The organism is Elusimicrobiota bacterium, assembly GCA_016722575.1.
In the GTDB taxonomy this organism is placed as follows: Bacteria; Elusimicrobiota; Elusimicrobia; order FEN-1173; family FEN-1173; genus JADKIY01.
Window position 1 is genome coordinate 789,275 of sequence record JADKIY010000002.1, and the last position, 11,910, is coordinate 801,184.

The following is an 11,910-nucleotide window of genomic DNA, read 5'->3' on the forward strand; positions in this document are numbered from 1 at the left end:
GTCACCGTCCTTCCAAAGCCGTGCGCGTCAATCGATCCCGACGGTTCACGACTTCCAACAAGGTTTGATAAAACATCTGATTCTTGGAAAGCTCGGCCATTTCCGTGTCCGGCGACAAATCCTCCACCGGCACTTTCTGAAAATCGGATCCCGCGTCCTCGGGAAGCAGGGACAAGTGGTTTTCGTTCGTTCGCTCCAACTCCTGGCCCAGCAAATCGGCGAAATCTTCGGTCGGGTCCGGGGCCAGGCGGTAGCCGCGGTAACCGGGGGTGTGGAGGTTGGCCAAATTGCGCGCGGCGGATTGTTCGTTGAACCACGATCGGTCCAATTCCCTTTCCAGCCCGCCGGCGATGTTAAAAAAGGATGAAGTCATTTTTGTCCTCGCCTTCCCAAGATGCAAATCCCGTGCCGACCAAAGCGTCGGAGGAGATCTTAAGAAGAAGACCCGCCATAAGCTCGACGGGCCCGGCCCAGACGCCTTTCCCGGTCCAATCGATCGCGGACCTCCTGGGTCAGCGTTTTCAGCCGGGCGGCGTTTTCCTCGACCCGGCGCCGGATCCGCGTCAAAGCGGCTTGGCCGTCCGGGGATTGAAGATAGGCCGGGTGGTTGGCGAGGCGGGTCCAAAACCGGGCGATTTGACGTTGAAGGGGAACCAGCTTATTCCAGGATTCCCGGCGGAGGACGGCGGCCTCTCCATCGAGCAAATCTTCCAAACGGGCCGCGGTTTTTTCCGGCGAATCGGACTTTGCGGGAATGTCGGTGGGGAGAGGGGACGGAGAATCCATGGCGCTTTCCCAACAGCAGGAAACGTGCCAGGCGTCCCGAAAGAGGCGGCGCTAATTCAAGGGCGAGGGAGGGAGGGGGGCGGAGTCCCGGTAGCAGGCCAATCTCGCTTGCAGATCCGCTTCCGTGATTCCCAGGGTTTTTGTCGTTTGATGGACGTCGCCACCCAAGGCGGCAAAAACGCGCTCCACGTGACGGCGTTCCACCGCCGCCAGAGGTTCCAAACAGGCCACGCGGCGTCCGGCCAACACGTGGGGGGGCAGATCGGACGGGGAAATCACTTCCGCGTCGGAAAAAACGACAACGTGTTCCATCACGTTGTGCAATTCACGGACGTTGCCGGGCCAGGGGTAGGCGGTCAAATGCTCCAAGGCGCCCGGCGAAAGGGTTTTGGCGGTTCGCCCGGCGGTCAATCCTTTCAGGAAGAAATCCGCCAAAGGGGCAATGTCTTCCCGGCGCTCCCGGAGCGGCGGCAAAACGAGCGTAAACACGCTTAACCGGTAGAACAAATCCTCCCGAAACTGCCCTTTTCGAACCATCTCCTCCAGGTCGCGGTGGGTGGCCGCCAAAAATCGGACATCGACGGCGTGCTCCACGGTGCTCCCGAGGCGGCGGAAGCGCTTGGTTTCAACGACCCGCAAAAGCTTTGCTTGAAGGGCCAACGGCATATCGCCGATTTCGTCCAAAAACAGCGTCCCCCCACCGGAGACTTCCAGGAGTCCCCGTTTCAGCCCCGTGGCGTCCGTGAAAGCGCCTTTTTCGTGGCCGAAGAGCTCGCTTTCCAGCATGGTCTCCGGCAGGGCGCTGCAATTCACCGCGATGAAGGGACCGTCGCGGCGGGGGCTGCGGTTGTGAATGCCGTGGGCGGCGATTTCCTTGCCGGTGCCGGTTTCCCCCCGGATCAAGACGCTGGAGGTGACGGACGATATTTTCTGAATGAAGGCCGAGATCCGCTTCATCCCCTCGCTTTGCCCCATCAAATCGGGCACGGTGAAAAGCGCGGACAGCGGCCGGTCTTTTCCGGGCCCTTTGGATTTTTGGCGTTTTTGCCGGAGGCGGCCGATCACGTCCTCGAGCGCCTGCCATTGAATGGGTTTGGGAAGGAAATCGAAGGCGTCCAGCTGGAGGGTGCCCAGGGCCGCCCGCATGCCGCCGGCGCCGGACATGGTGACCACGTCGATCGCGGGATGGCGGCTTTTGACCTGGCGGAGCATCTCGGTCCCGTCCATGCCGGGCATGACCAGGTCCAGCAGAACCACGTCCACGGGGGCTTCTTTCAGGCTTTTGAGGCCTTGCTCCGCGGAAAAAGCGTAGGCGACTTCGTGGCCGTTTTCCGTGAGCGCCCGGTCCAGGGCGTAGGCGGCGGAACGGTCGTCGTCGACGATCAGGATTTTCAGGGCGACGTCGGCGGGGGTCTTGGTGGCGGTCATGGTGTTCCTCGGGGTCCGGGCGGCCCGTTCCCTCGCGCGGGCCGCGGTCTACAAGAACCTATATACCCCCCCGGCGCACCGCTGTCAAGGCGGCGCCTCAATAACGGCGCCGTACGGCCGATAGTGTGGGGCAAGGACAGGAGGCGGCATGCAACCGGATTTGGCGTCCATCATCGGCGTGCTCGCGGGGTTCGGCCTCATTTTGTTGGGCCAAATCCTGGAGGGCGGTCACGTCTCCTCGATTCTTCAACCCACGGCGGCCCTCATCGTCTTTGGCGGTACCTTGGGCGCGACGATGACCTGTTTTCCCCTGTCGGTGGCCATCGGCGCGTTGAAGCGGTTCATGTCCGTTTTCTTCGGCGCGCACCACAACGCCGCGACCTTGGCCAAGGAACTCCTGGAATACGCGGCCTTGAGCCGAAAAGAAGGCCTTCTGGCCCTCCAAAAATTCCAGCCGAACATCAAAGAGGAATTCCTCTCCAAAGGGCTTCAACTGGTGATCGACGCCGTGCCGGAAAAGGCCCTGCGGGAAATGATGGAACGGGAAATGACGGAAGCCGAACAACACGACGAGCACCCGGTCAAATTCTTCGAGGCCGCGGGGGGGTTCGCGCCGACGGTGGGCATCATCGGGGCCGTGCTGGGGCTCATTCACGTCATGGAAAACCTCGCCGACCCGTCCACGCTCGGGGCCGGCATCGCCGTCGCCTTCGTGGCCACCATCTACGGCGTGGCCTCCGCCAACCTGCTCTTTTTGCCCGCCTCCGCCAAACTCAAGCACCACAAAGAAGCCAACAACCGGCGCCGGGAGTTGATTTTGGACGCCTTGGTGGCCATCCAACAGGGCGAAAATCCGGCCCAACTCAAGGAACGGCTAAAAGGCTACCTGTCCCACGCCGAACGGGCCGCCCTGGAGAAATGACGTGGCCCGAAAGATCAAACACCCGGAACACGTCAACCACGAGCGCTGGCTGGTGAGTTACGCCGACTTCATCACTCTCCTCTTCGCCTTTTTCACCGTCCTCTACGCCACGGCCCAAACCGACCAGGGAAAAGTGAACAAATTGGTGGGGGCGGTGGAAAAAGCCTTCACCGCGGGCATTTTTTCGGCGGGGAGCGACCAACTGATGTTCAACGACCAGGGCACCGCCCGGGGAAGCGGCCTGATGGACTTGGGCATGAACCTGCGGGAAATCGAGAGCCAATTGCGCCTTTCCATCGGGAAGGAAGGCGGCGGGGGGGCCCTCCGCCTGGAGCGTCACGCCGACGGATTGACGCTGATCCTCCAAGCCCGGCAATACTTTTCCCCCGGCTCCGCCACCCTCCGCTCCGAAGCGCTGGAACCCCTGCGGCGGGCCGCGCGCATCCTGCGATTGATCCGTCATCGGCTTCGGGTGGAGGGGCACACGGCGTCCACGGGCGGGTCGGATCGAACCCGGTTGAATTGGGAATTGTCCACGGCCCGGGGGCTGTCCGTTCTCCGCTGGCTGGAGGAGCAGGGCATTTCCCCCCAACGCCTTTCCGTGGCCGGTTACGCGGAATTTCGGCCCCTTCAGCCGAACACGACGGCCGCCGGACGGGCCCGCAATCGGCGGGTCGAAATCGTCATCCTGGACGAAAAACCCTCGTTCTGGAGTTCCTTAAAACCAACGACGGACGCGGCGACCCGCCCGGAGGAAGGGTGGCGTCCCTGGATCTCCGAACGTCGGGTCGTCGGGTCGGCGCCGGCGGTGGCGCCCCCTCCGGCGGAGGCCCCCCATGTCGGCCCGTGAAACCCACGGTCTGGAAGTGACGGCCCACCTCCCGGGGGAACTCCGGCGACTTTCGACCGTCGAGGCCGAGCGGGTTCGATCCCAAATTCTGGACGCCGCCGTTTGCCGGGCCCAGGCTTCCCCGATGGATTCCCCCCTGGAGGTTCCCGAGGGCCTGGAGTCTTTCGCCCACCGGCTCGCCCAATTGGAGGAACGGATCCGACGATTGGCCGAGCGTTTGGAAAAACCCAAAGACCGGCCCCTCCCGCCGTTGCCCCTGCGCCTTCGCCCCGACGGATTTTCCCCCTTGGGGGGGGAATTCAACCCGCCCCTGGGGGACGGGGATTGGGTGGAGGTCAAATTGATCCTCCCGCCCGGCCACGAGGATCCGCTTTGGATTTTGGGTCAGGCGACCCGGGGCCCGGAGGGGTCCAGCGTGGCGTTTCGGTGCGTGGCCCAGGATCAAGCCGACCTTTTGGTGCGGTACCTGCTTCACCGCCAGCGATTGGATCAAACCCAGCCCGCGTTCACCGAACCGGCCCGGACCGCCCCGGGGGGTTCAGTTCGATGATTTTCGGCCGATACCATCAGAGACGCTTTGGCGTCGGATCCGATTGGTTTGGGGAGGAACGCGTATGTTGAATCGTCGTGCCGCCGTCGCCGTTGTGTCCCTTTTGCTCGCCCCCGCGCTCCGGGGCGCCGTCTCCACGTCGACGTTCACCGTGTCGCCCTACGCCTCCTTCGAATATTTGGGCCAACAGGCCAAAAACGAAACCGATTTCGACAACGCCGAAAACGACGAACGGGGCAACACCGTCGACCGCATTCGCCTGGGATTGAACATCGGATTTTCCGACCAGCTTCGGGGCGGCGTCGAAGTCGTCCGGGCCCCCTTCATCGCGGGGACCGCCAACCAGGACGCCCAATTCGGGAACCCCCCGCGCTCCGTTAATTCGGAATTGAGCAATTTCTATTTGGAAAACGCTTTTCTCGAAATGGACAATATCCTGGGCTTTGATTCGGTGCGGGTCGGGCGGCAATACATCGGCCGGCCGGGGGATTTCATCGCCTATTACGGCCCCCTGGAGGACAACCAGCTTTCGGTGCGTTCCCTGCAAGGGGTGTCGGTCCGGGAACAGATCGGCTTGGTGTGGGGCCAGTTCGCCTTCGGCACCCCCGTGGACGACGACGCCATCCCGCAGGCGGGCGCCGCCGGAGACGCGGCGACCAACAAAGACGACTTCGTCGACGGCGGCGACGTGAGCTTAACCTACGGGTTCTTGAACTCGGACGGGTTGTTCAAAAAGGGCTGGGGCAAATTCGAACTGGAAGCGGGCTTTTACCAGGCGGTGGACCAGAACTCCGGGCTTTCCCGGGACTCCAACAAGCTCCAAATCTACGATTCCCGAGCGCGTTTTTACGTGCCCGTCGACGGGCGGGACGCGGTGTCCCTCTCCTTGGAATGGGCGGTCAACGGCGGCGCGGACCGGGGTCCGCTGTTCGACAATTTGGGAACCTTGATCAGCAGCGGCGTGGCCCGGGATTACAAGGGCCAGGCCTTTGTGGCCAAAGCGACCTACGATTGGCGGGGCATGATCCAGACCCACGCCCTTTACGCCTGCGCTTCCGGAGACGACGACCCGACGGACTTGAAAGTGTCGGCTTACCGGGATTTTGCCTCGGTGGGGTTTCCCGGGTCGGATTTTCGCCACGGCGAGATATTCCACGGAAGCGCCAATTTGGGATTCACGGCCGGGTTGGACACCCACGCCGTGGGCGATTTGGGCACCCGCCTGTTGAACGTGGGTTTCGCTTTTTCGCCGGTGCTCTGGGGAAAGCAATTCGCCTTTAAAACGGATTTCTTTTCCGCCTGGACCCAGCACTCCATCAACGACGTCAGCAAGAATTTAATGAACGAGTTGGATTGGACTCTGCGTTACGACCATTCGGAACCGGTGTCCATCGAGATCGGCTACGCGCGCCTCCACCCCTTGGAACAACTCCGCCTCATCCGGGGCGTGGCGGGGAACGACGACATCACCCAGAGCCACATCAAGCTCAACATCCGCTTCGGGATTCCGCGGCAGGTCGAAATTTACTAATCGGGCGGGCCGACGCGGAAGGCGGGCCGATCTCTTTATTCGATGTTGTTGCCGAAAAAATCTAACCCGCGTGCCGGGCGAAGTAATACCAACCGGCCACCGCGGCCAACAGCAAAACCAAAAACACATCCAAAATATACCGGGTCACCCGCACTTCCGTCCGAAGCTTTTGAAGGCGCCGCTCGTGGGCTTGGAGAATCGTCAGGGCGTCGACGCGCCATTCCTGTAAATCTTCCACCTGGCGGGTCACCGCGCCAAGGGATCCGGCGGGGGTTTCCCGAACCAGAGGCGGGGGTTTGCGGTTCATCCACTTCTTAAACACGGTGCCCGCGCCGGCGCCCAATATGGGCGACACCACAATCGACAACCATTCAATCAAAGGGAACCTCCCAAATTCCCCTCCAGTATGCGGTGTCTTTTCGCGGTTTGCCAGCCCCATCGCGGAGCAATGGGGCTGGGGGATGACACACACACAACCACGGCCCCCCCCGCAGCGTACAGCCCTGGGACCGGGGGGCTGCCGCACAGCGGCGGAAACCCCCCCCGGCCCCATTGCACAGCCCTGGGACTGGGGGCGGCCGCACAGCGGCTGAATTCCCCCCTGCCCCTTGAATTTCCGACGATGGGGGGGTAGGCTTAAGGCGGAGAAAGACTCGACACCGCGCGCGGCTTCCCGATGGGGGATCAGCACCCCGATCGGGGGATCGTGCCATGAAAAACGCCAACCGATGGACCGTCGTTCGAGCCCGTGGGCCGCTCGGAGCCCTGGGCGCCGGACTTCCCTTGTTGCTTTTAACTGGGACTCTTTCGGCCGAACCAACCCCGACCGACGCCCCTCCCCCCGTTCCCACGGACGAAACCGCAACGCCGTCGCCCGACGCCGTCCGCGTCGAGCGCCCTCAACTGTTGCCCGGGGCCTTTTCGCCGCTGGAAAAATCCGCCGACGTCATGGTCACGGCTCTCTTTCGCCTGATGCCGGGGCGGCGACATCTCCCGTCCCACCTTCAAAAACGGGAGCACGACGATTATCCGGCGGTTTTCCGCTGGATGCCGCGCTCCTGGACTTCTTTCGGTTGGGGTCGGCCGCAACTGCTGGTCGGCAATCAAAACACCTGGTATGAAGGAGCGCCGAAACCCGTCGGTGAAAAGGGCACGTTCCAAATCTCCCGCTATCCCGATTTGCCGCCGCCGCTCTGCTGGCTTCCCCTCTATTTTGCGGTGACGACGCCCAACGGGATTCACCTGCGCTTGGGGGCCCGCTGGGACGACGTGGACGCGTACGTGCAATTTCCCTCCATTGCCTGGAAATTGGACGTGAAGGAATGAACCCGGACGATGGGGTTAAACGAAGAGCGGGGCGAAGACGAGGGTGATGGTGGAGAGGAGTTTGATCAGCACGTGAAGGCTGGGACCGGCGGTGTCCTTGAGCGGATCTCCGACGGTGTCCCCCACGACGGCGGCCTGGTGGGCCAGGGAGCCCTTGCCGCCGTAAATTTCGTTGGTTTCGACAAATTTTTTCGCGTTGTCCCAGGCCCCGCCGCTGTTGTTCATGAAAAGCGCCATCAAAATACCCGTGATGGTCCCCACCATAAGGAAGCCGGCCACCGTCTCCGCCCCCACGCCGAACCGCTTAAAAATCAACCCCACCGCCACCGGCATGCCGACCACGAGGACTCCGGGCCACACCATCTGTTTTAAGGCGCCCGAAGTCACGATGTCCACGCAGCGGGCGTAGTCCGGGTCCTGGGTGCCCTGAAGGATGCCGGGGCGTTCGGAAAATTGGGAGCGCACTTCGTTGATCACGTAGGTCGCCGCTTTTCCCACGGCCCGGATGGCCAGAGCGCTAAAGAGCAGCACCAGCATCGCGCCCAACAGGGCCCCGACGAAAACTTCGACTTTGGCGATGTCCACCGTTTGGAAGGGTTTACCGATCAAATGGGAGATTTCGTCCAAATACGCCGAAAAAAGGAGAAAGGCGGCCAGGGCGGCCGACCCGACGGCGTAGCCTTTGGTCAAGGCCTTGGTGGTGTTGCCGACCGCGTCCAACCGGTCCGTCCGGCGCCGGATGGAGTCGGGCTGGTGGCTCATTTCCACGATGCCCCCGGCGTTGTCGGTGATGGGGCCAAAGGTATCCATGGCCAACACGTAGCCGCAGGTCGAGAGCATCCCCATGGTGGCGATGGCGGTGCCGTAAAGGCCCGCGGCGGTGGGCGTGGCCGCGGTCCCCGCCAGGGCGTGTACGCCGCAATGGTAGGCGCCCACCAGGGCCGCCGCAATGGTCAAGACGGGAAAAGCCGTGCTTTCCAGCCCGATGCCGAGCCCGGAAATGATCAGGGTCGCGTGCCCGGTCAGGGACGACCGGGCGATTTCCTTAACGGGTCGGTACCGGGATTCGGTGTAGTACTGCGTGATCCAGACGAAAAGGTAGGACGCCGCGATGCCGATCAAGCCGGCCACGAAAAGCCAGGGGTTGTTCTTCAGCAGGATTCGCACCGTCAAGTAAAACCCCCCCACGGCCAGGAGGCTCGTCACCATATAGCCCCGGTTTAGGGCTTTCATGGGGTCTTCGGTTTCGCTTTTAAGCCGCACGGCGAACACCCCGCCGATGGCCGCCAATAGCCCCATGGCCCGGGCCACCAGGGGAAAGAGAATTCCGTAGACGCCGAACACGGGATACAAGGAGGCCCCGAGTATCATGGCGCCGATGTTTTCGGCGGCGGTGGATTCAAAGAGGTCGGCGCCGCGGCCCGCGCAATCGCCCACGTTGTCGCCCACCAAATCGGCGATGACGGCGGGGTTCCGGGGGTCGTCCTCGGGAATGCCGACTTCGATTTTACCGACGAGATCGGCCCCCACGTCCGCCGCCTTGGTGAAGATCCCCCCGCCCAGCTGGGCGAAGAGCGCCACAAAGCTGGCGCCGAAACCAAACCCCACGATTTTCAGAGGAACGGTCTGGGGGTCCGTCAACCCCCCCATGAACCAGAAAAGCCCCCCCACCCCGATCAGACTTAAAGTCACCACGGCCAACCCGCTCACCGCCCCGCCTCGAAGAGCCAACACCAACGCTTCCGAAAGACTTCGGCGCGCGGCGGAAGCCACCCGGATGTTCGTGCGAATGGACACCTGCATGCCGATCAAACCGGCCAGGAGGGAGGTGCAGGAACCGAACAAGAAGGAAAAAGCCGCGTCCAATCCTTCGGAGGCGTCCCGACGAATCAGGGCGTAGAGGGAAAAGATGCCGCCCGCCACAATGAGGAAAAGGAGGGTGATGGTTTTGTTTTGACGGTGGAGGAAGGCTTCGGCGCCGGTGCGGATGGCGTCGGCGATGCGGCGCATTTCGGGAGTGCCCGTGTCCCGGGCCAACACGTATCGGGTGAGGTAAGCGGCCACAACCAAGGACAACGCGCACACGCCAAAGACGAAGGTCATCATGGTGTGGCGCATTTTAGCATTTCACGCGTCGGCGTCCGCAAGCCTCGCCGCGCGGGGCCTTCTCGGCCGTCCAACCGGCCCGCGGCGGCGATGGGGGTGGACACGGGTTGGGCCGGCCGGTCGGACGGGCCGAAATCCCGCTCGGCCCTCGGGCACAGCCCGAGGACGGCGCCGACAGGTGCCGTCCCAGTTCGTCGGATGGGACGGCGCTCCCGCCCGATGATTGGCGGGACCCCCCGCGCCGCCGTTTCCGGAGACTCCAACGACCGCGCTCGCCCCAGAGGGTCGACCCCCCGCGCCGTTGACAGTCACCGACGAGGGCCCTATAATGTCGCGGTGCGGGAAAAATTAAATCAGTTGTTGGCCTCGCCGGGCGGACAGGAAGCCCTACGCCTGGCGGCCTGGGTGTTGGGTCTTTCGGCCGGGGGCGTCCTCCTTCTCTGGACCTTGTCCACCCGGGGCCGCTTGACCGTGCCGATTCCCTTGGTCACGGAAGCCCCCCGTCTTTTCCCCTCGTCGGCCCCCGAGCGCGTGACCGAAGGCCGGTTCACCCGCGGCACCATGCTCTACACCGTCTTGAACGCCGCCTCGCTCCCCCCTCAAAAAGCCCAGGCCGTGGCCAGCGCCCTGACCGGCGTGCTGGATCCCCGGACCCTCAACGAGTCCGACCGCTACGAATTGATCCATTCCACCGCCGGGGATTTCGCCCGGCTTTCCATCGTCCGCAAATTGGAGCGGTTCGTGGTCGAATCGGCGCCCCAGGGCCTGGTGGCGCGCAAGGAACCCCTGCCCCTGGCCGCCCGGGAAAAATCCGCGGCCGGAACCCTGAACGATTCGCTTTGGGCCAGCATGACCGCGGGCGGGTTGGAGCCGGCGGTGATATTGGCTTTTTCGGATATTTTCGCCTGGAACATTGACTTTCTGACGGAACCCCGCCAGGGCGACCGCTACGCCCTGGCCTGGAAAGAAGAGCGCACCCCCGACGGGCACCTGACGAACGTGACGATCACGGCGGCGATTTACGACGGAGAGGAAACGGGCCGGCACACGGCCACCTTCTTCGCGGGGGACTACTACGAAGAAGACGGGGCGTCCCTGCGGAAGGCGTTTCTGCACGCGCCGCTCAATTTCCGGCGTATTTCCTCGGGCTTCACCAACCGGCGATTTCACCCCATCTTGCGGAAATGGCGCGCCCACCACGGCACGGACTACGCCGCCGCGATCGGGACGCCCGTGGTCAGCATCGGCGACGGCGTCGTGATTTCCCGGGGATGGAACAACGCCCTGGGAAACCTGATTAGAATCCGCCACAACGGGATGTATACGACTTACTACGGACATCTGTCCCGCTACGCCCCGGGACTGGCGGTGGGCAACCACGTCAAGCAGGGGCAGTTCATCGGCCGCGTGGGTTCCACGGGCTACTCCACGGGGCCGCACCTGCACTTTCAAATCATGAAAAACGGCTCCCTCGTCAACTTCCTCACCCTCAAGATGCCTTCCATCGGCCGACTGGCCCCGGGGCGCATGAAGGCCTTCCTCGAGCGCCGCAACAAAGTTCTTCCCCCCTTGGAAGAACTTCGCCCCGCCCCCGCGGCCTGACCCCCGCCCTAAAAAAATCCCCCGGAGCCGCGTCGCGGCTCCGGGGGACGAAAACCCGTTATCGGGACTAGTCGTACCGCTCGAAGTGAATTTGTTCCTTGGGAACGCCCAGGGCGAGGAGCCGGTCATTGACCGCGGTGATCATGTTGTTTAAACCGCAGATGAAAAAATTCTTTTCTTTCAACGCCGGAACGAACTTCTCGATTTTCTCCTGCACATACCCCCGCTCGCCTTTCCAGTTGGTGTCGCGGCTCAACGAAAAGAGGACGTGAAAATTCGGGTGCTTTTGGACCGTGGCTTCCCATTCCGACCGGTACAAAAGGTCCGGTTCGTAGCGGTGGCCGTAAATGAGATACAGGTTTTTCTTCGTCCCCTTGGCGAGTTGGTCCTGGATGATGCTTCGGAAAGGCGCCACGCCGGACCCCGTGGAGATGAACACCATGTCCCGGGATTCGTCTTTGAGCGTGAAGGTGCCCAGAGGCGCCATGGCCTGCACTTTGTCCCCGGGTCGGAGCTTGTGAAGGAAAGTCGACGAGACCCCGCCGTCCACCAGGGTGACGCACAGTTCGAAGTAGTCGGTGTGCTGGGGGCTGGAGGCGATGGAATAGCTCGTCCGCCGGATCTTGCCTTCGTGGGGCACGAAAATCTGGGCGAACTGGCCGGCTTTGAATTCGAGTTTTTTGCCCCCCTGGATGTCGAAGCGGATGTGCCGGTTTTTCGGGGTGATTTCCTCGGTGGAGATCACCAGCAAATCGTAGGTATCAAAGGCGCGTTTTTTCTCGGGGCTGGGGGCGGGGGCGTCGGACATG

The 11,910-nt window shown here is 62.8% G+C and carries 12 protein-coding genes; 6 read left to right on the top strand and 6 right to left on the bottom strand.

Annotated features, from left to right (window positions below):
• Position 1: 1 nt before the first annotated feature.
• The 3 genes from IPP68_07160 to IPP68_07170 are packed head-to-tail and all read right to left on the bottom strand — an operon-like array spanning position 2 to position 2,214.
• Positions 2-373, bottom strand: a complete 372-nt coding sequence (locus IPP68_07160; protein MBL0350135.1) for a hypothetical protein — start codon at positions 371-373, stop codon at positions 2-4.
• A 59-nt stretch (positions 374-432) separates the two neighbouring features.
• The gene (locus tag IPP68_07165) at positions 433-786 is read right to left on the bottom strand and encodes a hypothetical protein (GenBank protein ID MBL0350136.1); all 354 of its coding nucleotides are present in this window, start codon (positions 784-786) and stop codon (positions 433-435) included.
• A gap of 51 nt (positions 787-837) precedes the next feature.
• Positions 838-2,214: a sigma-54-dependent Fis family transcriptional regulator gene (locus tag IPP68_07170; protein ID MBL0350137.1), complete on the bottom strand. Its 1,377-nt coding sequence runs from the start codon at positions 2,212-2,214 to the stop codon at positions 838-840.
• Between the two features lie 148 nt (positions 2,215-2,362).
• Here IPP68_07170 and IPP68_07175 point away from each other — a divergent pair, with 148 nt between their 5' ends.
• The 4 genes from IPP68_07175 to IPP68_07190 all read left to right on the top strand — a co-directional run bounded on the left by IPP68_07175 (position 2,363) and on the right by IPP68_07190 (position 6,067).
• Positions 2,363-3,136, top strand: a complete 774-nt coding sequence (locus IPP68_07175) for a flagellar motor protein (GenBank protein MBL0350138.1) — start codon at positions 2,363-2,365, stop codon at positions 3,134-3,136.
• 1 nt (position 3,137) lies between these two features.
• Complete coding sequence (locus IPP68_07180) at positions 3,138-3,986, top strand: OmpA family protein (protein ID MBL0350139.1); 849 nt, start codon at positions 3,138-3,140, stop codon at positions 3,984-3,986.
• A complete protein-coding gene (locus IPP68_07185; GenBank protein ID MBL0350140.1) occupies positions 3,973-4,536 on the top strand; it encodes a hypothetical protein in 564 nt (187 codons plus the stop codon). The genes IPP68_07180 and IPP68_07185 overlap by 14 nt, the downstream gene beginning before the upstream one ends.
• Positions 4,537-4,600: 64 nt before the next feature.
• The gene (locus tag IPP68_07190; protein MBL0350141.1) at positions 4,601-6,067 is read left to right on the top strand and encodes a hypothetical protein; all 1,467 of its coding nucleotides are present in this window, start codon (positions 4,601-4,603) and stop codon (positions 6,065-6,067) included.
• Positions 6,068-6,128: 61 nt separating this feature from the next.
• Here IPP68_07190 and IPP68_07195 read toward each other — a convergent pair whose 3' ends face one another.
• Positions 6,129-6,446 carry a hypothetical protein gene (locus IPP68_07195; protein ID MBL0350142.1) on the bottom strand — a complete coding sequence of 106 codons (318 nt, stop codon included), beginning with the start codon at positions 6,444-6,446 and terminating at the stop codon, positions 6,129-6,131.
• Positions 6,447-6,778: 332 nt separating this feature from the next.
• Here IPP68_07195 and IPP68_07200 point away from each other — a divergent pair, with 332 nt between their 5' ends.
• A complete protein-coding gene (locus IPP68_07200; protein ID MBL0350143.1) occupies positions 6,779-7,393 on the top strand; it encodes a hypothetical protein in 615 nt (204 codons plus the stop codon).
• A gap of 15 nt (positions 7,394-7,408) precedes the next feature.
• On the opposite strand, the gene IPP68_07205 is transcribed toward IPP68_07200, so the two are convergent.
• Positions 7,409-9,499 (bottom strand): sodium-translocating pyrophosphatase, encoded by a 2,091-nt coding sequence (locus tag IPP68_07205; GenBank protein ID MBL0350144.1) that lies wholly within the window; start codon positions 9,497-9,499, stop codon positions 7,409-7,411.
• A 336-nt stretch (positions 9,500-9,835) separates the two neighbouring features.
• Between IPP68_07205 and IPP68_07210 the strand changes: the two genes are divergently transcribed.
• Positions 9,836-11,101, top strand: coding sequence for a M23 family metallopeptidase (locus IPP68_07210; GenBank protein ID MBL0350145.1), 1,266 nt, complete (start codon positions 9,836-9,838; stop codon positions 11,099-11,101).
• A gap of 67 nt (positions 11,102-11,168) precedes the next feature.
• Here IPP68_07210 and IPP68_07215 read toward each other — a convergent pair whose 3' ends face one another.
• Complete coding sequence (locus IPP68_07215) at positions 11,169-11,909, bottom strand: FAD-dependent oxidoreductase (GenBank protein MBL0350146.1); 741 nt, start codon at positions 11,907-11,909, stop codon at positions 11,169-11,171.
• Position 11,910: the final 1 nt, after the last annotated feature.

Excerpts from the sequence above, each read along its gene's own strand:
- IPP68_07160 (MBL0350135.1), bottom strand. The coding sequence starts at position 373 with ATGACTTCATCCTTTTTTAACATCGCCGGCGGGCTGGAAAGGGAATTG.
- IPP68_07165 (MBL0350136.1), bottom strand. The coding sequence starts at position 786 with ATGGATTCTCCGTCCCCTCTCCCCACCGACATTCCCGCAAAGTCCGAT.
- IPP68_07170 (MBL0350137.1), bottom strand. The coding sequence starts at position 2,214 with ATGACCGCCACCAAGACCCCCGCCGACGTCGCCCTGAAAATCCTGATC.
- IPP68_07175 (MBL0350138.1), top strand. The coding sequence starts at position 2,363 with ATGCAACCGGATTTGGCGTCCATCATCGGCGTGCTCGCGGGGTTCGGC.
- IPP68_07185 (MBL0350140.1), top strand. The coding sequence starts at position 3,973 with ATGTCGGCCCGTGAAACCCACGGTCTGGAAGTGACGGCCCACCTCCCG.
- IPP68_07190 (MBL0350141.1), top strand. The coding sequence starts at position 4,601 with ATGTTGAATCGTCGTGCCGCCGTCGCCGTTGTGTCCCTTTTGCTCGCC.
- IPP68_07200 (MBL0350143.1), top strand. The coding sequence starts at position 6,779 with ATGAAAAACGCCAACCGATGGACCGTCGTTCGAGCCCGTGGGCCGCTC.
- IPP68_07205 (MBL0350144.1), bottom strand. The coding sequence starts at position 9,499 with ATGATGACCTTCGTCTTTGGCGTGTGCGCGTTGTCCTTGGTTGTGGCC.
- IPP68_07215 (MBL0350146.1), bottom strand. The coding sequence starts at position 11,909 with ATGTCCGACGCCCCCGCCCCCAGCCCCGAGAAAAAACGCGCCTTTGAT.